Below are 26,299 nucleotides of genomic sequence, written 5' to 3' on the forward strand. Positions count from 1 at the left end.
ACACCATGTCCAGAACTGCTTTCCCTGTCGTTGTCTTCCTTGTCGGCCTGCTGGCCGTGTGCTGGATCGGCATCGGCTACGTTTCGGTGCACCCGTTGGGTGCAGCGGTCGCGGCGGTCATTGCCGCCTGCTACATCGCCGGTGGTGTGGAGCTGTACCGCTATCGCCAGGCCAGCGCGGGCCTGCGCGATGCCCTGGGCGATCTGTCCGCCGCCGAGGAGCGCCTGGCACCCTGGCTGGAGCGCGTGCCGGCAAGCCTGCGCAATGCCGTGCGCCTGCGCGTGGAAGGTGAGCGCACCGCCCTGCCCGGCCCGGTCCTGACACCGTATCTGGTCGGCCTGCTGGTGCTGCTGGGCATGCTCGGCACCCTGCTGGGCATGATGGACACCCTGCGCGGCACCGGCCTCGCCCTGCAGAGCGCCACCGACATGGCCGCCATCCGCGGCTCGCTGGCATCCCCGGTACAGGGCCTGGCCGTCGCCTTCGGTACGTCGATTGCCGGTGTCGCCAGTTCGGCCATGCTGGGGCTGCTTTCGGCCCTGTTGCGCCGGGATCGCCTGCAGGCCGTGCAGCAGCTCGACCGTGCCATCTCCGGCCCGCTGCACCCGTATTCGCAGGCGTGGCAACGCGCCGAATCCCTGCGACTGCTGCAGGCGCAGTCCGCAGCGCTGCCGGCCCTGGTCGACCGCCTGCAGGCGATGACCGGTGCCTTCGAGCAGCACAGCCTGGCGGCCAACGAACGGCTGCTGGCCGGCCAGGCCGAGTTCCTCAGCCAGAGCCAGGCGCTGCAGGAGCGCCTGGCGGCCTCCCTCCAGCAATCGCTGCGCGAAGGCGCCGAGGCCAGCGCAGCGGCCATCGGCGGTGCCCTGCAGCCGATGGCGGAAACCACGCTGGCTGGCCTGGCCAGCCACGGCCAGGCCCTGCATGCGCGCGTTGAACAGGCGGTGCAGCAGCAGCTGGCCGGGCTGGCGGACGGCTTCGAGCGCAGCCGCGTATCGACTGAAGCCAGCTGGACGCGGGTGATGGCCGAACAGGCCCAGGCACAGCAGGCGCTGGTGTCCGACCTGCGTCAGCATCTGCAGGCCTTCAGCGATGCCCAGGGTGCACACGGCGAAGCAGTGGTGGCACGCATCGGCGAACGGCTGCAGGCGGATGCCGACCGCCAGACCGACGCGTGGCGCACTGCGGCCGACCAGCAGCATGCCCTCAACACCACGCTGGTCGAGCGCCAGCAGCAGGCACTGGAGGCGGTGAGTCAGCATCTGGACGAACGGGCCCAGTCGCTGCTTCACGCGCTTGAAGAACGTCATGCAGCCAGCCAGTCGCTGCTGCAGGACCACGAGCAGCAGCGCCAGGCGCGCTGGGAGGCCGCCAGCACCCATCTGCAACAGGCCCACGCCGCGCTGCAGGCACAACTGCAGGCCGGTGACGAACAGCGCCTGCAACGCTGGAGCGACGCGCTGCACACCCTGTCGAACGATCTGGCCGAACGCCTGCACGCCAATGGAGAACGCCTGGCTGCGCAGCAGCAGCAGATCTGCGACACGCTGGCGGAGACCGCGCAGCAGATCGGCGAGAACGGCCGTGCCCAGGCCAGCGCCACGCTCGCGGAAGTCTCGACCCTGCTGCAGACGGCTGCCGCCGCACCGAAGGCCGCTGCCGACGTCATCAACGAGCTGCGCAGCACGCTCTCCGAGAGTCTGGTGCGCGACAACGCGATGCTGGAGGAGCGCGGCCGCCTGCTGGCGACGGTGCAGACCCTGCTGGATGCGATCAACCATGCCTCGCATGAACAACGCAGCGCGGTCGATGCACTGGTGGGCGGCTCGGCGGAACTGCTGGAGCGCGTCGGCAACCGCTTCACCGACCACATCGCGGCCGAAACCGGCAAGCTCGACGGCATCGCCGCACTGCTCGATGGCAGCGCCACTGAAGTCGGCCACCTTGCCGGCGCCTTCGGCGACGCCGTGGCCCAGTTCGGCGCCGCATCGGCCGAGCTGTCGGGCCGGCTGGAACAGATCGGTGGCGCGCTGGATGCCTCGCTGGCCCGGAGCGACGAGCAGCTGGCCTATTACGTGGCGCAGGCGCGCGAGGTGGTCGACCTGAGCCTGCTGTCGCAGAAGCAGGTGATGGAGGAGCTGCAACAGTTGGCCGCGCGCCGCGGTAAGGCCGGCACCGCATGAGCGACGAGCTGGAGGTCGACGGCGGTTCGCACGCGCCGATCTGGGCGGCATTCGGCGACCTGATGTCGGTGCTGCTCGGCGCGTTCGTGCTGATCCTGGTCGGCGTGGTAGCGGTCCAGCTGGAACTCTCGCAGCGGCTGGAGGATGAAGTCAGGCAGCGCCAGGCCGAAGCCAAGCGCCTGCAGACGCTGGAGCAGGCACTGGCCGGCCCGCTGGCGGCGGGCCGGGTGACGCTGGTCGATGGCCGCATCGGCATCAGCGGCAGTGTGCTGTTCGCCCTCAATTCAGACCAGCTGCAGCCGGAGGGCCAGGAGCTGCTGCGCAGCCTGGCCGCACCGCTGGCTGCCTACCTGGGCAGCCGCGAAGAGATCCTGATGGTCAGCGGCTTCACCGATGATGCGCCGGTGCGCGAAGGCAACCGTCGTTTCGCCGACAACTGGGAACTGTCCGCGCAGCGTTCGCTGACGGTGACCCGTACCCTGATCGCGGATGGCGTACCGGCCGATGCGGTGTTCGCCGCCGCCTTCGGCAGCGAGCAGCCGGTCAGCTCCAATGCCAGCGAAGATGGCCGCGCGCGCAACCGCCGCGTGGAGATCGCGCCGATTCCCAGGCCCAGGGCACCGGATGGCAGATAAGCTGCCAGCGCTGGAGGGGCTGCGTGCACTGGTGCGCGATCTCGATGCGGGGTCGCGCTCGCTGGCGGACTACCCGCAGGTGCCGATGCTGCAGCAGGTGCAGCACGAGTGGTCGGAGCTGCGCAGTGAACTGCAGGTGCGCCGTTCGCTGCGCACCGAGGCCCCTGCCGACGGCGGCCCGCTGAACTCCGCGGTACTGGTGCAGCGCATGCTCGATTCGATGCAGGCCGCCAGCCCCGGCTATCTGCGCCACTTCATCGATTACGTCGATACCCTGTCGTGGTTGCAGGCGCTGCAGGACGGTGCGGCCAGCGGCGGTGATGCGGCGAAACCGAAGCGCGCGCGCAAGCCCCGCAACCCCGGTTGAGGCCCGGCCCTGCATCAGGGGGTCAGCCGCGCAGCGTGGCGCCGCCGTCGACGTACAGGTCACTCATCGCCACATGCCCGGCCTGCTCGGACAGCAGGAACATCACCGACTGGGCAACGTCCTCCGGCGTAGCCAGCTTGCGCAGGGGAATGCCGGCCTTGTAGGTGTCGAGGTTGCCGGCAATCACCCGCTCGGCACCGTACGCGTCTTCCCACATGCCGGTCTGCATGGCGGTCAGCGTCGAACCGGGTGCGACGATGTTGCAGCGGATGCCCAGTGGCGCCAGCTCCAGGCCCAGGCAACGGGTGAACATGGTCGCTGCCGCCTTCGAGGCAGCGTAGGCCGCCATGCCGTGACGCGGCACGCCTGCGGCGTTCGAGCTGACGGTGACGATGGCGCCCTGTCTGCGCGGTGACATCACCCGCGCCAGTGCGCGGCCGAGATGGAACACACCGTCAGCGTTGACCGAGAAAACACGGCGCCAATCGGCATCACAGGTATCCGTCACCGCGCCGGCCTGCAGCACGCCGGCCACACTGGCCGCCAGGGCGATCGGTCCGATCTTCGCCTCTACCTGGTCGATGAGTGCATCGACCGCTGCGCTGTCGCTGACATCCAGCGCACAGGCATGGACGCGCTCGCCCACGATCGCGGGCGACTCGCGGTCGGTGGCCACCACCTGGCAGCCGGCGGCGACCAGCAGCTTCACCAGCGCGGTGCCGATCCCCCCGGCTGCGCCGGTCACCAGCGCCACGCGACCCTCAAAACCGGTCAACTGCATGTTGCGATCTCCTGTTGTTCATCCCGATGCCGCAGTCGCGCCGACAGCCATGGCGCGAGTTGCGCCACCGCATCACGGCCGGTCAGTTCGGCATGCAGGAACGGCAGTTCCAGCGCCTGCACCGTGCGCGCGTGCGCCTTCCACAGCGCCGACTGCAGCTGTGGTCGTGCCTGGTGGTCCCGCCCTGCGCGCACATGCACCAGGGTGCCGTCGAATGGCCGGTGGTGGTGCTCGCGGATCAGGCGGTTGGTTCCGGTGACCGCGCGCACCACGCCGTCCAGCACCACGTCGGGCAGGCTGCCCAGCGCACTGCCACCTCGACGCAGGAAGGCCAGGATGCGCTCGCGGCTGTCCAGCTCCGGGTGAGCGTCGGGATCGTGGCCGGCGATGGCCAGCAACGCCCGCAGTGCGGCGATCGGATCCGGCTCCGGCTCGGCCCGCCAGCATTCACTGGGATAGGCGTCGAGCAGGACCAGCTCGCCGACCTTGCGACCGATCTCGTGCAGGCGCACGGCCATCGCCTGGGCGATGATCCCCCCCACCGACCAGCCGAGCAGGTGCACCGGCCCGCGCGGCTGCAGGGTCACTACACGCTGCACGTACTCGTTGGCCATCGCCTCGATGCTGGCCGGCAGCGGCTGCGCGGCGTCCAGCGCCGGCGACTGCAGCCCGTACACGGCCCGCGCCGGTTGCAGCGCACGCGCCAGCGCGCGGTAATTCCAGGCGATGCCGCCTGCCGGGTGCAGCACGAACAGCGGCGAGGGTTCAGTCCCATCGGTCGTGGCCAACGCGATGACCGGGCCCAAGGCATGATCGGCCAGCATCGGGGGTTCGGCGATACGCCGGGCCAGCGCCGCCACCGTCGGCTCCGCGAACAGAACGCCGAGGCCCAGCTCGCAGCGCCAGCGCTGTTCGATGGCCAGCAGCAGGTGCACGGCCGAAAGCGAGTCGCCCCCAAGGCTGAAGAAGTCCGCATCCACCGCAACTGCCTGCTCACGGCCCAGTGCCTGTGCGAACAAGGCGGCCAGCGCATGTTCCAGTGGCGTGCGCGGTGCGACACCGGTCATCCCGACCTGCGGCGGTTTCGGAAGCGCGCTGCGATCCAGCTTTCCGTTGGTGGTCACCGGCCAGTGATCGACCCCGACGAACGCCGACGGCACCATGTAGTCCGGCACGCGCGCCGCCAGGTGCGCGCGCAGGGCAGCGGCGTCGGCCATTGCCACCGGCACATAGGCGACCAGCCGTGGGTCACCGGGAAGGTCGTGGCGCAGCAGCACTTCCACGCGCTCCATGCCGGGCAGTTCCCGCAGCGCCGCCTCGATCTCCCCCAGCTCGATGCGCAGACCGCGCAGCTTCACCTGATGGTCGCTGCGGCCCAGATACTCGACCGCTCCGTCGCTGCGCCAGCGCGCGACATCCCCGGTGCGGTAGATGCGCTCGCCCGCCAGGAAGGGATCGGCCAGGAAACGCCCGGCGGTGAGATCGTCGCGGCCCAGGTAGCCCCGTGCCAGCTGCACGCCGCCCAGGTAGAGCTCGCCCGGCACGCCCACCGGCAAGGGCCGCATGCGTGCATCGAGCACATACAGGCGGGTGTTCCAGACCGGGAAGCCGATCGGCACCGGCAGTGAGCGATCGCCTGCCGGGGCCGGCCAGTAACTGACGTCCACCGCGGCTTCGGTAGGCCCGTACAGGTTGTGCAGCTGCGCGTCGATGCGGGCATGGAAGCGGTCGCGCAGCGAGGGGTCGAGCGCTTCGCCGCTGGTGAACACCCGGCGCAGCTGCAGGCCCTGCGAGGCCGGCGCCGCGAGGAAGGCGTCCAGCATCGACGGGACGAAGTGGGCGGTGGTGATGCCCTGCGCGCGGATCAGCCGGGCCAGCTCGGTGGGATCACGATGCGCATCCGGACCGGCGAGAACCAGCGTGGCGCCGCACAGCAGCGGCAGGAAGAACTCCCAGACCGACACGTCGAACGTGGCGGGCGTCTTCTGCAGCACGCGGTCGTCGGGGCCGAAGCCGTAGTGCTCGCGCATCCACAGCAGGCGGTTGACGATGGCGCGATGCTCGATGACCACGCCCTTGGGTTCGCCGGTCGAGCCTGAGGTGTAGATCACATAGGCTGCATCATCCGGCGCCGGGTCCGGCCAGGGCGCGGCAGACCCCTGTGCCATCCATTGATCGGGCGGCAGCACCGGCACGCCTGCGGCCCGGTGCGCCATCGTGCTGTCGGCCAGCACGCAGGCCGGACGCGCCGAGCGCAGGATGCGCGCCAGGCGCTCGTCGGGATGTGCAGGATCCAGCGGAAGATAGGCGGCGCCGGCACGCAGCACGGCCACCAGGGCGATGACCAGCTCCATCGAACGCGGCAGCGCGACCGCCACCACACTGCCCGGCCCCACCCCCAGCGCGCGCAGCTGTGCCGCCAGTGCGAAGCTGCGTGCCTCCAGCGCGGCATGCTCAAGCGTGGCGTCGCCGCAGACCAGCGCCGTTGCCTGAGGGTCGCGATCCATGCCCTGCTGCAACAGTTCCACCAGTGTGGTTTCAGGCAATGGATGGGTGGTCGCGTTGAAGCGGTGAACCACCTGCGTGACCTCTGCCGCGGTGGCCAGTGGCACGCTGGCAATGTCGTCGGCATCCAGCGCCGCCGACACGAAATGCAGCAGCCGTTGCGCATGCGCCTGCACGTCGGCGTCGCTGTACAGGGCGGGGTTCGCCTCGATCTCCAGATCCAGCAGCGCCTGGCCATCACCGCGGAAGCCCAGCACCAGATCCTCCACCGGCCCGGTGCACAGCACCTGCAGCGTGGCCTGCACGCCGGGCAGCGCCAGCGGCCTGTAGAACGGCTGTATGTTCACCAGCGGGCCATGCAGGCGCTGCTGCGCACCGACCAGGCCCAGATCGCGCCGCAGCTGTTCGCCGCGATACCGGCCATGCCTGCGGCTCTGGCTCAACTGCCGGCCGATGCCACGGGTGTAGCTTTCGACACTGCCCTCGGCAGCGGCCACGCGCAGCGGCAGCACGTTCATCACCATCGCGGGCACGCGCGCCGACGCGTTTCCCAGGCGCCCCATGTAGGGCACCCCCAGCACCACTTCCTCGGCCGCACTCATCCGCCGCAGGTACTCGGCCGCAAGTGCGGCCAGCACATCCGGCCACGGCTGCAGCCAGCGCACCGATGCCTGCAGCAGCTCTTCACGGAAGGTGGCATCCAGCGGCTGCACCCAGCGCAGCGCGTCATCACTGGCGGCGGCGATGCCGGCCAGACCAGCGGCGGCCGGCGCGTCCCGCAGGTGGTCGCGCCACCAGGCACCGGCCATCTCGCGACGCGGATCGATGCGGTATGCCGCATCGTCGGCCAGTACACCGGCCAGGGGCGGCAGCGCATCGCCGCCGCGCCCGGCGTACAGCGCGCAGACACGATCGCTGAACAGTGCCATGCCATAGCCATCAGCGGCGAGATGATGAACGCGCAGGTACCAGACCCAGCGCTGGCCTCCCAGTGCGTAGAGCACCTGCTGGCTGATCCGGTCGCGGGTGGGATCGACCGGGCTCAGCCGGTCGGCCCGCATCGCGGCGTTGGCGTCGGCCACCGGATCGGCAGCGCTGGAAAGATCATGGACTGCCAGCAGCGGTACATGCGCCGGCTCATGCCATTGCAGCGGCTGGCCATCACTGCCTTCCGTGAATCGCAGTGCGAGCCCCTGCGCCTCTGCCGCCGCCTGGTTGGCGGCGGCCGTGAAGGCCGCCACGTCCAGCGCGCCGTCGATCCATACGGCATGGGCCGTGTTGAATGCAGGGTTGTCGGGAGCCAGGCGCTGGGCATACCACAGCCCCGCCTGGGCCTCGGTCAATGTCACCGGTGAGGCTGGCGCTGCACCGTTCATGCGCCTTGTGCGGCCTGCAGCCGTTGCACCACCTGCCACCACTGGCGCAGCGTGGTGTGCTCGGCCAGCTGCGAGAACTCCAGCGGAAGGCCGGTGTTGCTCCACGCAAGAACGAGGCCGAGCATGCGCATCGAATCCAGGTCGAGATCGATCAGGTTGTCGTCATCGCCGATGTCGGCCGGCTCGCATTCAAGCACGCGCGCCACGTCCGCGCGCATCCGTTCCAGGTCAAGCACATCGCCCGTCCTATCCATCACAGTGTCTCCAGCAGCTGGCCGGTGGTCATCGGTACGCCACAGGTCCGTGCGATCCAGTGCAGCGCCTGCTCATGATCGGCGCGCGAGAAGTCGGCGACCGCATCAGCGGCGATGAATGCCTCGATATCACGCTGGAAGGCTTCGACCACGGTCGCGGTGCAGCCGATATGCGCATACACACCGGTCACCAGCAGCTGGTCGCGCCCGCGCGCGCGCATCAGCGTCTCCAGGTTGCTGCGCTGGAACGCGCTGTAGCGATGCTTGACCAGTACGTGCTCGCCCGGCTGCGGGGCCAGCGCGGTGATGATCGGCTCATGTTCCTCACTCCGGCGCATGCCGGGCCCCCACAGGTCGGCCTGCAGGCCGCGGTCGCGCCGGTCCTGATCGCCATGCTGGGCGGTATAGAACACCGGAATTCCCTGCGCCCGGCAATGCGCCAGCAGGCGCGCGACGTTGTCCACGGCGGGGCGCAGCGGCTCGCTGTCCGCGTCGAACGCTGCCAGGAAGTAGCGTTGCATGTCGTGCACCAGCAACGCGATCCGCTCGCGCTGCGGGTGCCAGGGGCCGCGCGGCTGTGGTAACTCGCTGGCGGTCGGCAGGGAATATGAAGCAATGCGGGGCAGCGCCATCAGCGCGTTCCTCCTGTCTGTTGCAGATGACGCGCACGCAGCTGCGCACGCAGTTCGCGGCGGCTGATCTTGCCGACCGCTGTTGTATCGAAGCTGTCCACGAACACCACCTGGTCCGGCACCTTGAACGCCGCCAGCCCGCGCCCGCGCATCCAGGCCTTCAGTGCCGGCGCCGTGATCGGCTCGCCCTGGCGGATGACGAAGGCACAGCTGCGCTCGCCCAGGTACTCATCGGGAATGGACACCACCGCCGCATCGAACACACCCGGATGGGCCAGCAGATGGTCTTCGATCTCCTCGGCGGAGATCTTCTCGCCGGCACGGTTGATGTGGTCCCCGGCACGCCCCTGCACCACCAGATATCCCCCGGGCAGCTGCTGCACGCGGTCGCCGGTGCGGTAGAAGCCGTCGTCGGTGAACGAGCGCGCGTTGGCCGCGGCATCGTTGTGGTACCCACGGATGGTGTACGGGCCGCGGGTCAACAGATGTCCGATCTCGCCCTCGGCAACCGGCTGGTCGTGGTCGTCGACCACACGGACCTCGTCGTCAGGGCTGATCGGACGTCCCTGGCAGGCCACCACCAGTTCCTCGGGATCGTCGAGGCGGGTGTAGTTCACCAGGCCTTCGGCCATGCCGAACACCTGCTGCAGCGTGCAGCCCAGGCCATCGATGACGCGCCGCGCGGCCTCCGGCACCAGTTTTGCGCCGCCCACCTGCAGCACCCGCAGGCTGGACAGATCGTGCTTCGTCGATGCCGCTGCCTGCGCCCACAGCAGGGCCAGCGGCGGCACCAGCCCACAGCAGGTCACCTTCTCGCGTGCAATCAGCGGGAACGCGACATCCGGGCCCGGCCCCGGACTGAGCACCACGCGGGCACCGGCATACAGCGCACCGAAGAAGCCCGGCGAGCTCATCGGAAAATTATGCGCGGCCGGCAATGCGACCAGATACACGCTGTCGCGGTCGATCCCGCAGATCGCGTTGCTGGCACGGAACGAATAGATGTAGTCGTCGTGCGTGCGCGGAATCAGCTTGGACAGGCCGGTGCTGCCACCTGACAGCTGCAGGAACGCCACCGACTGCGGATCCGGGTCGGCCGGCAGCTGGCTGCGGTCGCCCTGCAGGTTCGCCAGCGCGACGAACTCCTCCGCATCGCCGTCGATCACCACGTGGCGCAGGGCCGGCACCTCCGCCTGCAGTGCCCGTGCCAGCCCGCGATGATCGAAACCCTCGTGCACATCGGCGGTGACAAAGGCACTGGCCTCGGCCTTCGTGGCGAAGTGCACCAGCTCGGTGATGCGGTGCGCGGGCAACGCGTACACCGGTACCAGGCCGGCGCGGAACAGGCCGCAGACGGTGGCGATGAAGCCGGCGCTGTTGCCCAGCTGCACCAGCACCCGTTCACCGGGCTGCAGGCCCAGCGCCAGCAGGCCGCTGCCGATGCGCCCGGCCTCGTGCCACAGCTGCGCATAGCTCAGTCGGACATCACCTGCCACCACCGCGATGTCATCGGCGTAGCGTTCGGCGCGCTCGCGCAGGAAGGCCGGGAAGGTCTCCCCGCGCCAATGCCCCATCCGGCGATAGTGGGCGACCCGGTCTTCGGGCCATACCTGCTGCAATGGCAGGCGGGAAGGAGATGGGCTCATGCGAGGGGCTCGGTCGGGGGCGCGGGCTCACTGACGCCCAACGCGTTCAACAGGGCAGCAAACTTCGCTGCGGTTTCGGCCACTTCGGCCTGCGGCTGCGACCCGGCGACGATGCCGGCGCCCGCATACAGGCGCAGCTGCGTGCCCTGCAGTCGTGCGCAGCGGATGGCGACGTACCAGTCGCCGTCGCCCTGCGCGTCCAGCCACCCCACGGCACCGGCGTAGAAGCCGCGTGGAACCGGCTCCAGTTCGCGGATGCGCTGCAGCGCCGCCTGCTGCGGCGTGCCGCATACGGCGGGCGTGGGATGCAGCTGCGCCAGCAGGGCGGCGGCCGGCACCCGTGGATCCTTCAACGTGGCATGGATGCGGGTTCCCAGGTGCCACATGGTGGCCGTGGCATGCAGCACCGGCCGCGCCTGCGCATCGATATGGCTGCAATAGGGAGAGAGGCCATCAACGATGGCCTCGACCACATGACGGTGCTCGTCGTGATCCTTGGCCGACGCCAGCAGGGTCTGCGCGGCACGCTCGTCCTGCAACGGATCCGCACTGCGCCGGGCTGAGCCGGCCAGCGGGTGCGACAGCACCTGCGCGCCGCGCTTGCGCAGCAGCAGCTCGGGCGTCGCCCCGACCAGCCATGCCGGGGCCTGGCCCAGCTCCACCGGCAGTGGCACCGCGTAGGTCGCCACCGACGGATCGGCTCCCAGTCTCGCCAGCAGCACGTCGGGCGTCAGGGCGTGGCGTGTGTGTGCCAACAGGCTGCGCGCCAGTACCACCTTGTGCAGGTCCTGTCGGGGATCACGCAAGGCCTGCACTGCCCTATCCACCGCTGCGGCGTAGTCGTCCGCCGAAGGTTCGGCCTGCACGACCCCCTCCAGCGCAGGCGCAGCCTGCGGCTGCACCGGCAACGCAGGCAGCACGCGTTCGGGCTGGTACAGCGCATCGTCGGCACGTGGTTCGAACGGAATCGCTCCGACCAGCAGGCCCGGCCCGCCCCGCTGCTGCGCGAAGAACGCAGCCACGCGCCCGGCCAGCGTCACCAGCGGACCGGACGCAAGCGCCGCACGACAGCCACGCGCATGCACATGCTGCCCTGCATGCTGCAGCAGGAACAGCGTGGGGTCATCCGCAGCCGGCAACGGCAACGGCGCCGTCTCCTGCCATGCATCGTCCCTGAGCGAATCGTTCATGTCGCCTCCTTCATCCGGTGCGTTGCCGCCAGCACGCACAGCAACAGCAGCAGCACACCCACCAGCAGATACGGCAGGCTCGGCCCGCCCCGATACAACAGCGTGCCGAGCATCGGCCCGACCACCATGCCCAGCCCCTGTGCCGCAGCGACCGTTCCGGCGGCGGCACCCTGTTCGTGTGCCTGCACCGCATCGGCGGCCAGCGCCTGGAACGACGGGAACACGAAGCCCATGCCGAATGCCGCCAGCGCATAGGCCGCCGGCAGCTGCCAGGACTGCTGCACGGCGGCTACCGAGGCGAAGCCGATACCGGCGATCAATGCACCCAGCACGATCCAGCGCCGCGGTGGCACCTCCAGCTTCATCACCAGTGCCTGCGCCAGGATCAGCCCGACGCCCACAGCGGTCAGTGCGATGCCGGCCATGCGCGCGCCTTCAGCCGCTGCCAGGCCGAGGCGATCGATCGCGAAGAAGCCGACCGTCACCTGCGCGATGGTCACCGACACCATTGCTAGGAACGCGGCCAGCTGGGGCAGCCGAAGGCGCCGGTCCAGACGGCGCAGGGGCGTCCGTCGTGCTGACGATGCCGCCGCTGCCGGCGCTGTCGAAGGCAGACGCCACGCCAGCAGTGCCAGCGCCAGCAGCGGCAACAGCGCGGCCACATACAGCGCCAGCGAAAGATGCGTGTAGGCCAGCCAGCCTGCTGCCGCTGGGCCCAGCACCATCCCCAGTGCATTGGCACTGCCAAGACGGGCGAGAAACTGCGTGCGCTGGCCGGCCGGCGCCTGGTCGGCGATCAAGGCTGCGGCCGTCGGTGGCACCGCGGCATAGAACAGCCCGATCAGCCCGCGCGCGCCCACCAGCACCAGCACCGACACAACCACCGGCGGCGTGACCTGCAGGGCCACATCGATGAACATGGCGAGCGCGAGGTAGACGCCGGTGTACGCGCCCATCGCCAGCAGCAGCACGCGCTTGCGACCGATGCGGTCGCTGAGTTGGCCCCAGCGGCGAGCCGCCAGCATCCACAGCACGCCGGCGGCCGTCACCGACAGGCCCGCGTGCCATTCGGACAGGCCCAGCAGCCGGACCACCGGGCCGATCACGGCGACGAAAGACATCATGGCCATGGTGCCGATCAGGGCCGCCAACACCAGGGCCGGCAAACCGGGAACGACGGGACGTGCGTGCATGGAACACCAGCCGTGACAGGGAAGGACGGCAGAACGCCAGCACGACGCTCCGCCCGATGCCGCCACGTCACGCAGCGGCATCACCCTTAAATGATAACGGCTCGTATTTGCATTTGATACCCATTCAATTGAATGGACCCGCAACAGCCGTGTCAGCGCGTCACACGCGGCGACAGCAGGCCGCGACGGCGGAACCACCACTCCAGCGGCAGCGTGACCAGCGGCGGGACAGCAGCAAGCAGGGCCAGCGCGCTGGCCCACCATGGCCAGCGCAGGCGCACTGCGGAGAACAGGGTCACGGCCACGTACACCAGGAACGCCACGCCATGCAGCGGCCCGAACACCTTGACCAGGGCGACGTTGGCCTGCGGGCCGTACTTCAGCCACATGCCCACCAGCAGGCCGGCCCAGGTGATGGCCTCGATGAAGGCAACCACGGCGAACAGCCGTCCGACGGGGTGCATGGGATTGCCTGGGGTCACATCGGGCTCCTGCAGGGACAGAAGATGCGAATGATACGCAGATGCGAACGTTCAGGACACCGCCCACACGTCGGTAGCGCCGGGCCATGCCCGGCGGGCGCAGCACAGCTACCGGGGGATATGCGGCAGCACCCGCTCCCCGATCTCGCGCAGCACGGCCTCCACCGGCCGGCCGTTGTCGACCAGATTGAACATCACATGCGCCACGCCCTGCGCATGCACGCGCAGCAGATAGTCACGCAGGCCATCGCGGCCGACCTTCAGGCCAAGCGGCAACGGCTCGGCGGGTGCCTGCGGGTCCGCCTGCAGGTCCAGCAGCATCGACTGCACGAACGGTCTGCCCGCCGCGCCCTGTTGCGCCAACGCCTGCTGCCACAGACCGATGCGTCCCTCCTGGGCAGCCTCCTCGCGGTGATAGGTGGCCCATCCTTCAGACTCACGGGCGATCCACTGCAGGCTCTGCCTGGCGGTACCCACCACCAGCATCGGAATGCGCGCGGCCGGCGCAGGCAGCACGTCGAAGCCTCCGGTCACCTGCAGCACGGCGGCCCGCTCGTGTGCCTGCGGCGACAGCGCCGCCCGCAGCAACGACCAGCGCTCACGGAACGTCGCGGCCCTGCCCTCCAGATCCTCGCCGAACGCGGCGAATTCCTCCGGGCGATCACCCGAACCCAGGCCCAGCACGAAACGCCCGCCGCTGATGCGGTCCAGGCTCAAGGCCGACTTCGCCACCTGCAGCGGCTGGCGCAATGGCAGCACGATGGCCGCACTGCCAACCACGATGCGCTCTGTCGCGGCGGCCAGCATGCCCAGCCACAGGAAGGGATCATCCAGCGCGCTCGCGGTCGCCTCCGGTCCCTGCGGCACCATCAAGGGCACGTCGCGCGTCCACAGCGCGGCAAAGCCGAGGTCATCGGCCAACCGGGCGATACGCCGCGCCTCATGCGGATCGGCCAACCCGTGCGCCGCCACCGGCGTCATCAGTCCCAGGCTCAGGCCCTGTTCTGCAAACAGCGCAGCGTAGGCAGAATTGAAATCGCTCATGCTGTCAGCTTAGCGTGGAGCCCTGCCGCAGGTGCGTGCCAAGCCGGTGGGTTCAATGGGGTGCTGTATCGGCAGAGGGTGCGGGCGGCGGACGTCATGCCCTGCAGCGCACCCTTCATGAGCAAACTGAATCAGCAGCCTCTGCCGTCATTCCTACAATGGCCTGTCACCCTGCCCTTCGAGATGCTGCCGATGCGCGTTGCGCTTTCCGTGTTGCTGCTGGCTTCGGCGCTGAGCGCCTGCACCCCGGCCCCGGTTTCCACCGCCAACTCCGCCGAGGCCCCCGCACCGGCGTCCGCCATCGCCTGGCGCCAGGGCGACGTCGACGACGCCTTCGCCGAAGCCGCCGACAGCGGCAAGCCGGTGCTGCTGTACTGGGGTGCGGTCTGGTGCCCACCGTGCAACCAGCTCAAGGCGGGTCTGTTCAAGGACCCGGCCTTCATCGCGCTGACCAGCAAATTCGTTCCCGTCTACCTGGATGGCGACGAGGAAGGTGCGCAGGCCTGGGGCGAGCGCTTCGGCGTGCGCGGCTATCCGACCCTGATCGTGATGGACCCACAACGCAACGAAATCACCCGCGTGGCCGGCGGCAACGATGCCGCCGAACTGACCCGGGCACTGACCGTGGCCGCAGGCCGCCGCAGTGCCGTTGCCGCCACCCTGGCCACCGCATTGACGACGCCGGAGCAACTGGCCGCCGAAGACTGGCAGGTGTTGGGCGACTACGGTTGGGAAGTCGACGCCAACCGCCTGGCCGGCGAACGCAACAGCCAGGACGTGCTGCGCCAGCTGTCCAAGGCCGCACCGGAGGCCGCGCTGCAGCGCCGTTTCGCTCTGCTTGCCTTGGCGACAGCCGAAAAGCCCGATGCCTCGCCCACCGAAGTGCGCGAGCTGCTGCAGGCTGTTCTGGCGCACCCCGCGGAGGTGCGACGCAACCGCGAGCTGCTGGGCTATGCGGGCGTACAGCTGGTCAAGCAGGCCAGTACCGGGCCGGCCACCAGCAACACCCTGGGGCAGCAGCTGCTGGTCGCACTGGAGCGCGCAGACGCCGAGCGTGGCGACCGCGCCGACGACGCGTTGTCGCGTGCGCTGACCGAAGTGTCGCTGGCCCGCCAGCAACAGCCCAAGGGCGCACTGCCCGCTACTCTGGTTGATCGGGTCAAGCAGCGCGTGGCCGCCGCCGATGCCGCCGCCACCGATGCGCATGCACGCCAGGCCACGATCAGCAGCGCGGTCTACGCACTGCGCCAGGTCGGCGACGACGCCGGCGCGGAGTCGCTGCTGCTGGCCGAGCTGAAGCGCAGCGAGCAGCCGTACTACTACATGCCTGAGCTGGCCGAACTGGCCGAGCAGCGCGGCGACACTGCCGGTGCGCTGGAGTGGCTGAAACGGGCCTACGATGGTGCGCAAGGCCCGGCGACCCGCGTGCAGTGGGGTGTGCTGTATGTGGAAGGCCTGCTGAAGCTGGCGCCGGACGATGCACCGCGCATCGAGCAGGCGACCGCCTCGTTGATCGCCGAACTGGAGGCACAGCCGTCGGGCTACCACCAGCGCACCCGCCAGCGCTTCGAACGCCTGGCCGGGCAGCTGAAGGCATGGAGTGGCAAGCACCAGGGCGCGCAGACGCTGGCGCGGCTGCAGCAGCGGATGCAGCAGGCGTGCGGCAATCAGGTGGATGGGGCGTGCAGGGGTTGGCTGGGTTGAGTGGATGAAGGAGCAGGCGGGTTGACCTCAACCATTGTTGAGGTGCGATAACAGTCTCCCCACGGCCAGCCCGCTGGCCATCGCTACGGAGACTGCTTCAATGTCGTACTCGCTTCCCCCGCTCCCCTATGCCTACGATGCCCTCGAACCGCATTTCGATGCGCGGACGATGGAGATCCACCACAGCAGGCACCACCAGACCTACGTCAACAACCTCAATGCCGCGGTCGAGCAGGCCGGCCTCGCCGAACAGCCGGTCGAGGCGCTGATCGCCAGCCTCGATGCCGTGCCGGAGGCCCAGCGCAGCGCAGTCCGGAACAACGGTGGCGGCCACGCCAACCACAGCCTGTTCTGGACCGTGCTCAGCGCACGCGGCGGCACGCCCGATGAGGTGCTGGCGGCGGCCATCGACCGTGACCTCGGCGGCTTCGATGCCTTCAAGGATGCCTTCAGCAAGGCGGCGCTGACCCGCTTCGGCAGCGGCTGGGCCTGGCTGACCAGTGATCGCGATGGCCGCCTGCGGGTTGAAAGCAGCGCCAACCAGGACAGCCCGCTGATGGGCGCGGCGGCCGGCCTGTCCGGCAACACGCCGATCCTCGGCCTGGATGTGTGGGAGCACGCGTACTACCTGCATTACCAGAACCGCCGTCCGGACTACATCGGGGCGTTCTTCAACATCATCGACTGGGCCGAAGTCGGTCGCCGCTACCGCCAGGCGGGCGGCGCATGAGCGCCTGCACTCCCCATTACGCCGGGCCGTGGGCAGGGGTCTTCCCCGCCCCGGCTCCGGTACCCTCGGTCAGTCTGCCGCCGCGTGCATTGCGGCGGCTGCTCGGCCACTTCCCTACCGGCGTGGCCATCGTCTGCACCCGCGACGCACGGGGCACACCGCTGGGCCTGACCATCAATTCCTTCGTGCCGGTGTCGCTGCAGCCGCCGCTGGTACTGTGGAACCTGGCCCTGCACGCACAGAGCCTGCAGGCCTTCCAGCGCGCCACGCGCTTCGCGATCAGCGTGCTGGGCGCGGACCAGGAAGCACTGGCGCGCACGTTCGCCGATCCCCAGGTGCGCAATCGTTTCGACGGCGTACCCCTGCTTCCAGACGAAGACGACGCGCCGCCGCGCATCGCCGGCGCGGTCGCGCACCTGACCTGCACCCGTCATGCGCAATGGCCTGTGGGTGATCACCTGCTGCTGGCCGGCCGCATCATCGAGATCAATGAGACCGGCGGTGCGCCGCTGATGTTCCACCGTGGCCGCTTCCTGCCGGGGCCGCTGGACACCCTGCGGGAGGTACAGACATGACCATCGAGGCACTGGAGGACCTGCTCGCCAACGGCCACGACAGCGCGCTGCTGCGCTTCGGGCTGGGCAAGGGTTGGCTCGACGCCGGCGATCCGGCGCGCGCGGCGACCCATCTGGGCCGCTGCGTGGCACTTGATCCGCATTACTCGGCGGCGTGGAAACTGCTGGGCAAGGCCTGGCTGGCGGGTGGCCAGCCGCAGGCGGCGCGCGAGGCATGGCAACGCGGCCTCAGCGTGGCCAGCCACCAGGGCGATGAGCAGGCTCGGAAGGAAATGCAGGTGTTTCTGCGCCGGCTGCAGCGCGAACAGCCGGCGCCGCAGGAGAGCGCGGGCTGAGCCGGCCGCACAGGCCGGCCGCATCGATCAGCCCGCGTTGGCCGGTGCCGGCGCCGTCATGATGTCCGGCATCGGCAGGCGGCGCGGCTTGCTCGGGAAGGCATGCCGCAGGATGCGCCACACCACCTGGCCGAACTGCCGTGGCAGCGAACCGTTGTTGTAGTGCTGACCGTAGCGAAGGCAGATCTCCTTCACTTCCTTGGCGATGGCCGCATAGCGGTTGGCCGGCAGATCCGGATAGAAGTGGTGTTCGATCTGGTGGCTGAGGTTGCCCGACAGCACGTTGATCAGGAAACCACCGCTGATGTTCGACGAGCCACGCAGCTGGCGCAGGTACCAGTGGCCACGCGATTCGTTGCGCAGGCACTCCTTGGGGAACGTCTCCGATTCAGCGGTGAAGTGGCCGCAGAAGATGATCACGTAGGTCCAGATGTTGCGCAGGCCGTTGGCGACCAGGTTGCCCAGCATCACGGTCAGGAAGAACGGGCCGGCCAGCAGCGGGAACAGCACGTAATCCTTCAGCACCTGGCGCAGCATCTTGCGCGCCACCGGACGGGTCTGCAGCCACATCGCGCGGCTGCTGATGCGGCCCTTCAGCCAGCGCCCCAGGCGCAGGTCCTGGGCGGCCACGCCCCACTGGAACAGCAGCGCGAAGATCGGTGCGATGATCGGCTGCAGCAGATAGAACGGCTTCCAGCGCTGTTCCGGGAAGATGCGCAGCAGGCCGTAGCCGATGTCATCGTCCATGCCACGCACGTTGGTATAGGTGTGGTGGCGGAAATTGTGGGTCTTGCGCCAGTTGTCGGCGGTGGCAACGATGTCCCACTCGTAGGTGTTGCCGTTCAACTTCGGGTCGCCGGTCCAGTCGAACTGGCCGTGCATCACGTTGTGGCCCAGCTCCATGTTCTCCAGGATCTTCGACAGCGCCAGCATGAGCGTGCCGGCGATGGCGGCCGGCCACAGCAGCGGTGCCCACAGCAGCGGCGAGAACGCCGCCAGGAACAGCAGGCTGCGGCCGCCGACGCCGAACCAGCGCACGGCCGCGGCCACGCGCCGGATATAGCGCGTATCGGACGCGCCGAGACTGCCGATCACACGGTCGCGGATCGCGTCGAGCTCCTGGCCGAAGGCGTTCATTTCGGCAGGACTCAGGGCACGGTCGGTAGCGCGGGTCATGGCAACGGTTCCTCAGAGATCCAGGGTCAGGTCGGTGGTCGGCGCACTCACGCAGATCCGCACGGGCTGTGCCGCTTCGGAATGCGTATCGCCGGTGCGCAGATGGCGGGTACCGCCACTGACGCGTTCACAGCTACAGCTGTTGCAGATGCCCATGCGGCAGCCGTGCCGGGGCTTGATGCCCTGCGCTTCCAGGCTCTCCAGCAGGGAGCGGCCGCGCGGCACGCGCAGCTGGCGCCCACTGCGTGCCAGGGTCAGCGACACCTCGCCTTCGCCGTCGGCATCCAGCAGCGGCGCGGGCGGCGTGAAGGCTTCCGCCTGGAAACCGGCCACCTGATGCGCAAGGCGGCGGCGCGCGGCGGCAACGAAGCCGTCCGGGCCACAGGCCAGTACATGGCGCTGTGCCAGCGGCGTGTCATCGCCGGGAATCTGCAGGGCGTGGGTATCGATGCGCGCGGCCGGCACCTCGCCCTCGCGGGTGGTCAGCAGGTGCACGCGCAGGCCCGGCGTCGCTGTCGCCAGCGTATGCAGTTCGTCACGGAACTGGATGGCGGCCGCTGTGCGTTCCCAGTAGAACAGGTCCACCGGCGCGCCCAGCGGTCGCTGGCAGGCCTCGCGCAGCAGGCTGCGCATCGGCGTGATGCCGCTGCCCGCCGCCAGCAGCAACACCGGCGCGGCGGCCGGCATATGGAAGTCACCGAAGGCGGCATCGATGCGGAACAGGTCACCGGGCCGCGCCTGGTTCACCAGGTGCTGGCTGACCCGCCCCCCTTCCACGGCCTTGACGGTAATGGCCAGTTCGCGGCCACTCAGCGGGGTCGGGCTGTAGCTGCGCTGCCATACCCGCCCCTCAAGCTCGACGCCGAGGGTGACGTGCTGGCCGGCGCGCATGCCGGCCCAGTGCCGGTTGCAGCGCAGGACCAGGGTGGCCGCGCCCTCGCCCGCTGGTTCGCGTCGGACCAGGCGTGCCAAGGGCTCGCGCAGCGTCCACAACGGATTGATCTGGCCGGCCCAGAAATCGAACAGCGTGGGCGACAGCCAGCGGTGCAGGGAAAACGGGGACGGACGGACGACAGCGCTCATGGCAGCCACTATACGGGCGCACATACACCTGTGTATACACGTGTATATTGAACCGGATTGGGTATGATTCAGCCTTGCCCCACCGGAGCCCTCATGGCCGCTGCCACCGTCCTGTCGATACCCGAAGATGCGCAGAGCCCGGCCCGCCGTACGGTGAGCCGCGAAGACCTGCTGGCCGCAGCCCTGAAGCTGATCGGCCCGCACCGCAGCCTCTCCACCCTCAGCCTGCGCGAGGTCGCGCGTGAGGCAGGCATCGCGCCGAACAGCTTCTACCGGCAGTTCCGCGACATGGACGAACTGGCCGTGGCCCTCATTGATGTGGCCGGCCGCTCGCTGCGCACCATCATTGGCGAGGCGCGGCAGCGCGCGACCTCCTCCGCCACCAGCGTGGTGCGGGTCTCGGTGGAGACCTTCATGGAGCAGCTGCGCGCGGACGACAAGCTGCTGCACGTCCTGCTGCGCGAAGGCGCGGTCGGCTCGGATGACTTCAAGCACGCCGTCGAGCGCGAGCTGCATTACTTCGAGGAAGAGCTGCAGCACGACCTGGTGCGCCTGGCGGCCCTCGACGGCGCGGTGCTGCATGCACCGGAACTGGTGGCCAAGGCGATCACCCGCCTGGTGTTCGCGATGGGCGCCACCGCGATGGACCTGCCGCCGGAGAAGGATCCGGAACTGGTCGAACAGATCTCCACGATGATCCGCATGATCATCGTCGGTGCCCGCACCCCGGCCGCCTTCCGCCGCGGCTGATCGCTCGGGTGGCCCTGCGCCACCGCGCTGCGATGCTGCGTCGCAGCATGCCTGCCGATGCCGCCGGGGCGATTGCGTGACTCACATCACGATTTAGATCGGTGAAAGTGTTCTCGCATGAGCCTGACGGGCGCTTCATGCCGTTTTCACTTCGCGAGGACTATCCAGCACCCACGAATTCCGCAGCTGAATAGGCCAATGCGGGCTGCAGCTGGATGGAAAACGTTGCAGGTGTTTCAGACGAATTGCATGGCTCTTCGGGCCGTCGCCCCGCAGAGTGCCGCCTCCGGCCTGTGGGGACGGGCCCATCCAACGTTCTGGAGAGAAACCATGTACACGATGAGATCCGCTTCACGCGCCCTGCCCGCGCAGGTCGCTCCGCTTGCGCTGGCCCTGGCGGCCTGCGTCGGCGTGCCGCAGACAGGTCATGCCCAGTCAGTTTCTGTCCCGGCCGGCACCACGCTGACGGTGGATCCCGGAAGCCCCTATGAGGGGCGTGATTTTTCCGTCCAGGGAACATTGAACCTCAATGGCGTCAGTGTGGGTCGCGTGGGTGCCAGCGAGGGGGGCGTCGTCAATGCGACGGACACGACCATTACCAGCAATGCGTCGGGAGCGGGAGCATCGATGACCAACTCGCAGGGCCGCTTCCTCAGGTCGGAGATCGTCAACACGAATGCCAGCGGCTTCGGCTTTTCAACCGGCGCGCTGGTTACCGCCACCCCGCAGCCTCTCAGCCTCGCCCAGTTCATCGACAGCAAGGTGTCGGGTGCCGCCATTGGCGCTCAGGCCAGTGGGGGCGGCACCATCGTTGCCGAGCGCTCGACCTTCTCCGGAGCCATCGGCATGCGCAGCCTGGCCGGCTCGATCGAGCTGCGTGATGGCTCCGCCGCCATCGGCAGCGACATCGGCCTGCTACTGGGAAATTCCAGAGTGAACCAACCCCCCTATGCGGACCCTGCGGACTGGCATGTACTGGTGGATGGATCACGCGTGGAGGGCACCACCGGTCCCGCCGTCAAGGTGAGAATGGAGCTTGGCCGTGCTCCCGATCTGGCACGCCTCACCGTCCAGAACGGCGCAACGCTCATCGGTGGCAACGGCAATCTGGTTGACGTCGATCCCGACATGGCACTGGACTTCACGGCTCGCACGTCCACCCTCAACGGCAACTTCGTCATCGCCGATACCGCCAGCACGACCCTGCGCTTCCTCGATGGGCTGGTGCTGACCGGACAGATCACCGGCCCGGCCGAGGTGATCGTCGACCAGGGCGGACGCTGGACGCTGTCCGGCGACAGCAGCACCGGCAACCTCACCCTCGGCGCGGACAGCCACATCCTGCTCGGCGCGGAGGGTCAGGCGGCGTATCCGCAGTTGACCGTCAATGGCGATTACACCGGCAACGGCGGCACCCTGCATTTCAACACCGTGCTGGCCGGCGACGCCGCCGCCAGTTCGCGCCTGCATGTGACCGGCGCCACCAGCGGCGCCACCAACGTCATTGTCAACAACGTCGCGGGCGCCGGCGCGCAGACGGTCGACGGCATCCTGCTGGTCCAGGTCGATGGCGCCAGCAACGGCAGCTTCGCGCTGCAGGGCCGCGCCATCGGCGGCATGTACGAGTATTTCCTGCACAAAGGCTCGGCCACGACGGCCAACGGCAACTGGTACCTGACCTCGGCCTACACGGGCAATCCGTGCGATATCAATCCTTCCCTGCCGGAGTGCGATCCGGAGGATCCGGTGATTCCTCCTCCCGATCCTGACCCCGATCCCGAACCCGTGCTGCGCCCGGAGCCCGGTGCCTATCTGGCCAACCAGATCGCGGCCGAGCAGATGTTCCAGGTACGTCGTCACGATCGCGGCGAGCCCGGCTTCGACCGCGCGCGCCCGGGAACCTGGGTGCGTGGTGGCCGCGATCAGATCCAGGCCAGCATTGCCGGCCAGGTCGATGCCCGCACGCATCTCAACGTCCTGCAGCTGGGCAGCGATCTGTGGCGCTGGAGCGACGGGCGCGGCCAGGTGGGCGTGATGCTCGGCACCGGCGACGCCACCACCCGCGCAGTCTCCATGCTGTCCGGCTATGGCACCCGCGGCAGGATCAAGGGCAAATCGGCAGGCGTGTACCTGGGCTGGGTGCAGGATGCACAGAGCAGCGGCGGCCTGTACGTGGACGGCTGGGTGCAGGCTGCCCGCTTCGACAATGATGTGCAGGGCGAGGGCATTGCGGCGGAAACCTACGATGCGGACGTCCGCAGCGCGTCGCTGGAGCTCGGCTACGCCTGGGCGATCCGCACCCGCGAGGCCAGCACTCTGTACCTGCAGCCGCAGGCACAGCTGACCTGGACCGACTACGACAGTGACAGCCTGGTTGAGGACAACGGAACGCGGGTCGAGGATGGCCGCAGCATCGGGCTGAACAGCCGGCTGGGTGTGCGTCTGTTTGGACAGAGCACCCTGCGCGGCAATCGCGTACAACCCTTCCTGGCGGTCAACTGGCTGCGCGGCCAGCGAGATCCCTCGATGCGCTTCAACGAAGAGCTGTTGAGCGCGAAGACGCCCGACAGCCGCTACGAAATGCAGGCGGGCGCGCAGCTGCAGCTGGGGCAACGCTGGAGTGCCTGGGGCGACCTGCGCGTGCAGCGCGGCGACAGCGGCTATCGCAACCACGGTGCACAGGTCGGCCTGCGCGCCGCCTGGTAACACCCGGCGTCCCGCCCGGAACCCGCGCCTGAACACCCCTGCCGGATATGACATCCGGCAGGGGTGACGTCGTCTATTGTAATGTTATAACACAGTCGTTCCTGATGAGGCGCCCTGTGCCGTGCCCATGAAAGCAGCGTCGCGCTTGATATAGCAATTGCTATATCTATGAGCATTTGCTTTCATGTGCACCCGCCAGGTCGCCCTCGCCGCTCTCTTCCCCAAGGACGACGCCTCCATGCCCCACGCCGTGCCGCCGTGCCACCTTCCGCTGGCCACCGCCATCTTCTTTGCCCTGTCGACCCCGGTACTAGCCGGCACGCCCTCGCCCACGCAGCTGGACCGGGTGCAGGTCAAGGTCAGTACCGCCACGCGCAGCGAGCGCCTGCTTGCCGATGTGCCGATCCGTACCGAAGTGCTGCGCAGGGAGGACATCGCGCTGCGTGCGGCCACCGATTTCTCCCGTGCGGTCGAACTGATCAATGGCCTGCGCGTGGAAAGCAACTGCCAGAACTGCAACACCAGCGAAGTGCAGCTGCTGGGCCTGCCGGGTGCCTACAACCAGCTGCTGTTCGACGGCATCCCGCTGCTGTCCACGCTGGGCAGCGTCTACGGCCTGGAGCAGATTCCCGCCGGCTTCGTCGATCGCATCGAAGTGGTCAAGGGCGGTGGCTCGGCGCTGTATGGACCCGGCGCGGTGGCCGGCGTGATCAACCTGGTTCCGCCGCTGCCCTCGCGCAGTGGTGGCCATGTGCAGGCCGGCGTGGATGTGCTGCGTGGCACGCCGCAGAAGAATGCAGATGTCCGGCTGGATCTGGTTGCCGCGCAGGTCGATGCCGGGCTGTCGGTGATCGCCCAGCGCAACTGGAACAGGGGCATCGACTACAACGGTGATGACTACACCGAGATCACGCGCAAGGATCTCAAGGTCGGTGGACTGCAGGCGTGGTATGCGCCCACACCGGGAACACGGCTGCGCGTGGACGTGCAGGTCACCGATGAAAGCCGGCGCGGCGGCAACCGCCTTGACCAGCCGGAGTATCTGGCCAACATCGCAGAATCGCTCGACACCACGTACCGGCGTGGCAGCGTGTCCTGGGACCAGGAAGTAAGCCCGGACATCGACTTCCGCCTCGCCTATGCCTTCGCCGACATCGATCGCGACAGCTTCTATGGCGGTCTCGGCGATGTGGTCACCGACCCGTCGGCAGCCGGATACGATCCCTCCGAGCTGGACCCCACCGTGGCCGGCAGCGCCGCCTCGCGCTCCTGGCGGCAATACGGACGCACGCACAATCCGCTGCATTACCTCGACAGCCAGTTGAACTGGCGGCTGGGCGCGCATGCCCTGGCGTTCGGCGTGCAGTACAAGCACGAGCGCCTGCGCGACGACAACCGGACCGGTGACGGCCAGCGCCTGGCCGTGCTGGAGGACGCCAGCTTCCACAACCTGGGCGCCTTCGTGCAGGACGAATGGAGCCTGCGCGAGGACATCGACCTGGTGATCGGCGCGCGCGTGGACAAGAGTTCCGAACTGGACAACGCGGTGCTCTCACCGCGTGTCGCCTTGGCCTGGCAGGCCACGGAGAACGTGAAGTGGCGGGCGGGCATTGCCAGCGGATTCCGCGCACCGGAAATCTTCGTCGAGGATGTGCATGTGGACACGCTCGGTGGCGAGCAGGTGCGCGTGCGCAATGCCGAGGGCCTGAGGGAGGAACGTGCGCTGACCACCCTGCTCGGCTTCGACTGGCGTTCGGATCCGGCCGAGCCGGTGTGGACGTGGGACGCCACCGCCTCCTACGCGCGCATCCGTGACACCTTTGCGCTGGGCGAGATCCTGCGCGGCGCCGACGGCCAGCTCGGCCAGCTGCGCTACAACGCCTCGGGCTCGGACGTACTGGGCATGGAAGCCAATCTGGGCTGGCAACCCTCGCCGCAATGGCGTCTTACCGCGGGCGCATCGTGGTACCGCTCGCGCTTCCGCGAACCCCAGCGCATCTTCGATGACACCGGCGAGGGCGGCGACACCGTGATCAACAGCCGCGACTACCTCAAGACCCCTCGCTGGACCGGGCTGGCCCAGCTCGGCTGGTTGCCTTCGGAACCGTGGGAGACCTTCATCGCGCTGCGCCACACCGGTTCAATGCCGGTGCTGAACAACCGGCTGGGTGAACTGCACCGCACCCGTGCCTTCTGGGTGACCGACCTGGGTGCCCGCTGGCATCGCCACCTGGGGGTGGGCGCCGAACAGGAGGTGTCCGTGGCAGCCGGAGTCAAGAACGTGTTCGATCAGCGGCAGAAGGATCTTGAAGCCGGCGCGCTGCGCGACAGCGACTACGTCTACGGGCCCCGCTTCGCGCGCTCGTGGTATGTCAGCCTGCGCTATGCGTTCTGAAGCACTGCGCGTTCTGCTGTGCGCCGGCAGCGCGCTGCTGGCCGCGCCGGTCGCGGCAGAGAATCTGCACGCGCAGGTCTCGGCGTCGCTGATGCGACCAGAGGCGCGATCGCTGCGCCCGATGCAGTGGTCGCCGCCGCCGCGATTGATCGCGCTGTACTTCGGTGCGGACTGGTGCGCGCCCTGCCATGCCTTCGTGCCGACCCTGCGCAGCGTGCGTGACGCACTGCGCGAGGCCGGTGCGGACACCGAGGTGGTGTACGTCAGCCAGGATGAGAGCGAGGCCGCGCTGCGCCGCTACATGCGCCGCCAGGACATGCCGTGGCCGGTACTGGACCCGCGCAGGGCCGCGCGCATGCCGGTGCTGCAGGCCCTGGCCGGCCCCGCGCCGCCCAATCTGGTGCTGATCGACGCGGAAGGTCGCGTGCTGGCGAAGGGGTGGCATGGGCGGCGCTATGAGGGTCTACAGCCTGTGCTGAAGCTGTGGCAGGCAGGGGCATGCGCACAGGAACAGGCGCGCTGCCCGCCGCTTGAGTGATCTGCGGCTCCTTCCACGG

The 26,299-nt window shown here is 68.8% G+C and carries 22 protein-coding genes; 11 read left to right on the plus strand and 11 right to left on the minus strand.

What is annotated here, in order from left to right; all coding sequences use genetic code 11:
- The first annotated feature begins 5 nt into the window (after positions 1 to 5).
- From N5J29_RS02110 to N5J29_RS02120, 3 genes are read left to right on the plus strand one after another with little or no spacing between them, the layout of a single operon-like run.
- On the plus strand, positions 6 to 2,183 hold the full coding sequence (locus tag N5J29_RS02110) for a DUF802 domain-containing protein (protein ID WP_164152578.1): 2,178 nt from the start codon (positions 6 to 8) through the stop codon (positions 2,181 to 2,183).
- On the plus strand, positions 2,180 to 2,818 hold the full coding sequence (locus N5J29_RS02115; protein WP_053517790.1) for an OmpA family protein: 639 nt from the start codon (positions 2,180 to 2,182) through the stop codon (positions 2,816 to 2,818). Before N5J29_RS02110 ends, N5J29_RS02115 begins: the two co-directional genes overlap by 4 nt.
- Positions 2,808 to 3,185 (plus strand): DUF2894 domain-containing protein, encoded by a 378-nt coding sequence (locus tag N5J29_RS02120; RefSeq protein WP_065182919.1) that lies wholly within the window; start codon positions 2,808 to 2,810, stop codon positions 3,183 to 3,185. The genes N5J29_RS02115 and N5J29_RS02120 overlap by 11 nt, the downstream gene beginning before the upstream one ends.
- A gap of 22 nt (positions 3,186 to 3,207) precedes the next feature.
- On the opposite strand, the gene N5J29_RS02125 is transcribed toward N5J29_RS02120, so the two are convergent.
- From N5J29_RS02125 to N5J29_RS02165, 9 genes are all read right to left on the minus strand, one after another.
- Positions 3,208 to 3,966, minus strand: a complete 759-nt coding sequence (locus N5J29_RS02125; RefSeq protein WP_164152576.1) for a 2,3-dihydro-2,3-dihydroxybenzoate dehydrogenase — start codon at positions 3,964 to 3,966, stop codon at positions 3,208 to 3,210.
- Positions 3,957 to 7,847 carry a non-ribosomal peptide synthetase gene (locus tag N5J29_RS02130; RefSeq protein ID WP_164152574.1) on the minus strand — a complete coding sequence of 1,297 codons (3,891 nt, stop codon included), beginning with the start codon at positions 7,845 to 7,847 and terminating at the stop codon, positions 3,957 to 3,959. Before N5J29_RS02130 ends, N5J29_RS02125 begins: the two co-directional genes overlap by 10 nt.
- Positions 7,844 to 8,101: a phosphopantetheine-binding protein gene (locus N5J29_RS02135; protein ID WP_053517795.1), complete on the minus strand. Its 258-nt coding sequence runs from the start codon at positions 8,099 to 8,101 to the stop codon at positions 7,844 to 7,846. Before N5J29_RS02135 ends, N5J29_RS02130 begins: the two co-directional genes overlap by 4 nt.
- Positions 8,101 to 8,733, minus strand: coding sequence for an isochorismatase family protein (locus tag N5J29_RS02140; protein ID WP_053517796.1), 633 nt, complete (start codon positions 8,731 to 8,733; stop codon positions 8,101 to 8,103). Before N5J29_RS02140 ends, N5J29_RS02135 begins: the two co-directional genes overlap by 1 nt.
- Positions 8,733 to 10,379 carry an AMP-binding protein gene (locus N5J29_RS02145; protein ID WP_065182923.1) on the minus strand — a complete coding sequence of 549 codons (1,647 nt, stop codon included), beginning with the start codon at positions 10,377 to 10,379 and terminating at the stop codon, positions 8,733 to 8,735. Before N5J29_RS02145 ends, N5J29_RS02140 begins: the two co-directional genes overlap by 1 nt.
- A complete protein-coding gene (locus tag N5J29_RS02150; protein ID WP_164152572.1) occupies positions 10,376 to 11,569 on the minus strand; it encodes an isochorismate synthase in 1,194 nt (397 codons plus the stop codon). Before N5J29_RS02150 ends, N5J29_RS02145 begins: the two co-directional genes overlap by 4 nt.
- Complete coding sequence (locus N5J29_RS02155) at positions 11,566 to 12,762, minus strand: MFS transporter (RefSeq protein WP_164152569.1); 1,197 nt, start codon at positions 12,760 to 12,762, stop codon at positions 11,566 to 11,568. Before N5J29_RS02155 ends, N5J29_RS02150 begins: the two co-directional genes overlap by 4 nt.
- Positions 12,763 to 12,914: 152 nt before the next feature.
- Complete coding sequence (locus N5J29_RS02160; protein ID WP_164152567.1) at positions 12,915 to 13,226, minus strand: DUF3817 domain-containing protein; 312 nt, start codon at positions 13,224 to 13,226, stop codon at positions 12,915 to 12,917.
- Between the two features lie 126 nt (positions 13,227 to 13,352).
- Complete coding sequence (locus tag N5J29_RS02165) at positions 13,353 to 14,288, minus strand: TIGR03571 family LLM class oxidoreductase (protein ID WP_164152566.1); 936 nt, start codon at positions 14,286 to 14,288, stop codon at positions 13,353 to 13,355.
- A gap of 183 nt (positions 14,289 to 14,471) precedes the next feature.
- On the opposite strand from N5J29_RS02165, the gene N5J29_RS02170 reads away from it, so the two are divergent.
- The 4 genes from N5J29_RS02170 (at position 14,472) to N5J29_RS02185 (ending at position 17,632) form a co-directional block, all read left to right on the plus strand.
- Entirely contained in the window at positions 14,472 to 15,992 is a 1,521-nt protein-coding gene (locus tag N5J29_RS02170; RefSeq protein ID WP_164152591.1) for a thioredoxin family protein, read from the plus strand.
- Between the two features lie 100 nt (positions 15,993 to 16,092).
- Entirely contained in the window at positions 16,093 to 16,722 is a 630-nt protein-coding gene (locus N5J29_RS02175; protein WP_164152564.1) for a superoxide dismutase, read from the plus strand.
- Complete coding sequence (locus N5J29_RS02180; protein ID WP_164152563.1) at positions 16,719 to 17,297, plus strand: flavin reductase family protein; 579 nt, start codon at positions 16,719 to 16,721, stop codon at positions 17,295 to 17,297. Before N5J29_RS02175 ends, N5J29_RS02180 begins: the two co-directional genes overlap by 4 nt.
- On the plus strand, positions 17,294 to 17,632 hold the full coding sequence (locus N5J29_RS02185; RefSeq protein ID WP_053517807.1) for a tetratricopeptide repeat protein: 339 nt from the start codon (positions 17,294 to 17,296) through the stop codon (positions 17,630 to 17,632). The genes N5J29_RS02180 and N5J29_RS02185 overlap by 4 nt, the downstream gene beginning before the upstream one ends.
- Positions 17,633 to 17,659: 27 nt before the next feature.
- On the opposite strand, the gene N5J29_RS02190 is transcribed toward N5J29_RS02185, so the two are convergent.
- Together N5J29_RS02190 and N5J29_RS02195 are read right to left on the minus strand one after the other, a co-directional pair.
- Positions 17,660 to 18,808: an acyl-CoA desaturase gene (locus N5J29_RS02190; RefSeq protein WP_053517809.1), complete on the minus strand. Its 1,149-nt coding sequence runs from the start codon at positions 18,806 to 18,808 to the stop codon at positions 17,660 to 17,662.
- 12 nt (positions 18,809 to 18,820) lie between these two features.
- Complete coding sequence (locus N5J29_RS02195) at positions 18,821 to 19,891, minus strand: ferredoxin reductase (protein WP_164152561.1); 1,071 nt, start codon at positions 19,889 to 19,891, stop codon at positions 18,821 to 18,823.
- Positions 19,892 to 19,984: 93 nt separating this feature from the next.
- Here N5J29_RS02195 and fabR point away from each other — a divergent pair, with 93 nt between their 5' ends.
- From fabR to N5J29_RS02215, 4 genes are all read left to right on the plus strand, one after another.
- Entirely contained in the window at positions 19,985 to 20,641 is a 657-nt protein-coding gene (gene fabR, locus N5J29_RS02200) for an HTH-type transcriptional repressor FabR (RefSeq protein WP_053517811.1), read from the plus strand.
- Positions 20,642 to 20,971: 330 nt separating this feature from the next.
- Positions 20,972 to 23,347: an autotransporter outer membrane beta-barrel domain-containing protein gene (locus N5J29_RS02205; protein ID WP_279924090.1), complete on the plus strand. Its 2,376-nt coding sequence runs from the start codon at positions 20,972 to 20,974 to the stop codon at positions 23,345 to 23,347.
- Positions 23,348 to 23,585: 238 nt separating this feature from the next.
- Positions 23,586 to 25,742 carry a TonB-dependent receptor gene (locus tag N5J29_RS02210; RefSeq protein ID WP_164152557.1) on the plus strand — a complete coding sequence of 719 codons (2,157 nt, stop codon included), beginning with the start codon at positions 23,586 to 23,588 and terminating at the stop codon, positions 25,740 to 25,742.
- Positions 25,732 to 26,280: a thioredoxin-like domain-containing protein gene (locus N5J29_RS02215; protein WP_164152555.1), complete on the plus strand. Its 549-nt coding sequence runs from the start codon at positions 25,732 to 25,734 to the stop codon at positions 26,278 to 26,280. Before N5J29_RS02210 ends, N5J29_RS02215 begins: the two co-directional genes overlap by 11 nt.
- Positions 26,281 to 26,299 lie beyond the last annotated feature (19 nt).

It is taken from the genome of Stenotrophomonas sp. GD03680 (genome assembly GCF_029844625.1).
Taxonomy (GTDB): domain Bacteria; phylum Pseudomonadota; class Gammaproteobacteria; order Xanthomonadales; family Xanthomonadaceae; genus Stenotrophomonas; species Stenotrophomonas maltophilia_P.

Coding starts and splice junctions, on each gene's coding strand:
- N5J29_RS02175 (WP_164152564.1), top strand. CDS start 16,093: ATGTCGTACTCGCTTCCCCCGCTCCCCTATGCCTACGATGCCCTCGAA.
- N5J29_RS02135 (WP_053517795.1), bottom strand. CDS start 8,101: ATGGATAGGACGGGCGATGTGCTTGACCTGGAACGGATGCGCGCGGAC.
- N5J29_RS02205 (WP_279924090.1), top strand. CDS start 20,972: ATGTACACGATGAGATCCGCTTCACGCGCCCTGCCCGCGCAGGTCGCT.
- N5J29_RS02155 (WP_164152569.1), bottom strand. CDS start 12,762: ATGCACGCACGTCCCGTCGTTCCCGGTTTGCCGGCCCTGGTGTTGGCG.
- N5J29_RS02165 (WP_164152566.1), bottom strand. CDS start 14,288: ATGAGCGATTTCAATTCTGCCTACGCTGCGCTGTTTGCAGAACAGGGC.
- N5J29_RS02125 (WP_164152576.1), bottom strand. CDS start 3,966: ATGCAGTTGACCGGTTTTGAGGGTCGCGTGGCGCTGGTGACCGGCGCA.
- N5J29_RS02195 (WP_164152561.1), bottom strand. CDS start 19,891: ATGAGCGCTGTCGTCCGTCCGTCCCCGTTTTCCCTGCACCGCTGGCTG.
- N5J29_RS02110 (WP_164152578.1), top strand. CDS start 6: ATGTCCAGAACTGCTTTCCCTGTCGTTGTCTTCCTTGTCGGCCTGCTG.
- N5J29_RS02115 (WP_053517790.1), top strand. CDS start 2,180: ATGAGCGACGAGCTGGAGGTCGACGGCGGTTCGCACGCGCCGATCTGG.
- N5J29_RS02130 (WP_164152574.1), bottom strand. CDS start 7,847: ATGAACGGTGCAGCGCCAGCCTCACCGGTGACATTGACCGAGGCCCAG.
- fabR (WP_053517811.1), top strand. CDS start 19,985: ATGGCCGCTGCCACCGTCCTGTCGATACCCGAAGATGCGCAGAGCCCG.
- N5J29_RS02145 (WP_065182923.1), bottom strand. CDS start 10,379: ATGAGCCCATCTCCTTCCCGCCTGCCATTGCAGCAGGTATGGCCCGAA.
- N5J29_RS02170 (WP_164152591.1), top strand. CDS start 14,472: ATGCTGCCGATGCGCGTTGCGCTTTCCGTGTTGCTGCTGGCTTCGGCG.
- N5J29_RS02120 (WP_065182919.1), top strand. CDS start 2,808: ATGGCAGATAAGCTGCCAGCGCTGGAGGGGCTGCGTGCACTGGTGCGC.
- N5J29_RS02140 (WP_053517796.1), bottom strand. CDS start 8,733: ATGGCGCTGCCCCGCATTGCTTCATATTCCCTGCCGACCGCCAGCGAG.
- N5J29_RS02150 (WP_164152572.1), bottom strand. CDS start 11,569: ATGAACGATTCGCTCAGGGACGATGCATGGCAGGAGACGGCGCCGTTG.
- N5J29_RS02190 (WP_053517809.1), bottom strand. CDS start 18,808: ATGACCCGCGCTACCGACCGTGCCCTGAGTCCTGCCGAAATGAACGCC.
- N5J29_RS02210 (WP_164152557.1), top strand. CDS start 23,586: ATGCCCCACGCCGTGCCGCCGTGCCACCTTCCGCTGGCCACCGCCATC.
- N5J29_RS02185 (WP_053517807.1), top strand. CDS start 17,294: ATGACCATCGAGGCACTGGAGGACCTGCTCGCCAACGGCCACGACAGC.
- N5J29_RS02215 (WP_164152555.1), top strand. CDS start 25,732: ATGCGTTCTGAAGCACTGCGCGTTCTGCTGTGCGCCGGCAGCGCGCTG.
- N5J29_RS02160 (WP_164152567.1), bottom strand. CDS start 13,226: ATGCACCCCGTCGGACGGCTGTTCGCCGTGGTTGCCTTCATCGAGGCC.
- N5J29_RS02180 (WP_164152563.1), top strand. CDS start 16,719: ATGAGCGCCTGCACTCCCCATTACGCCGGGCCGTGGGCAGGGGTCTTC.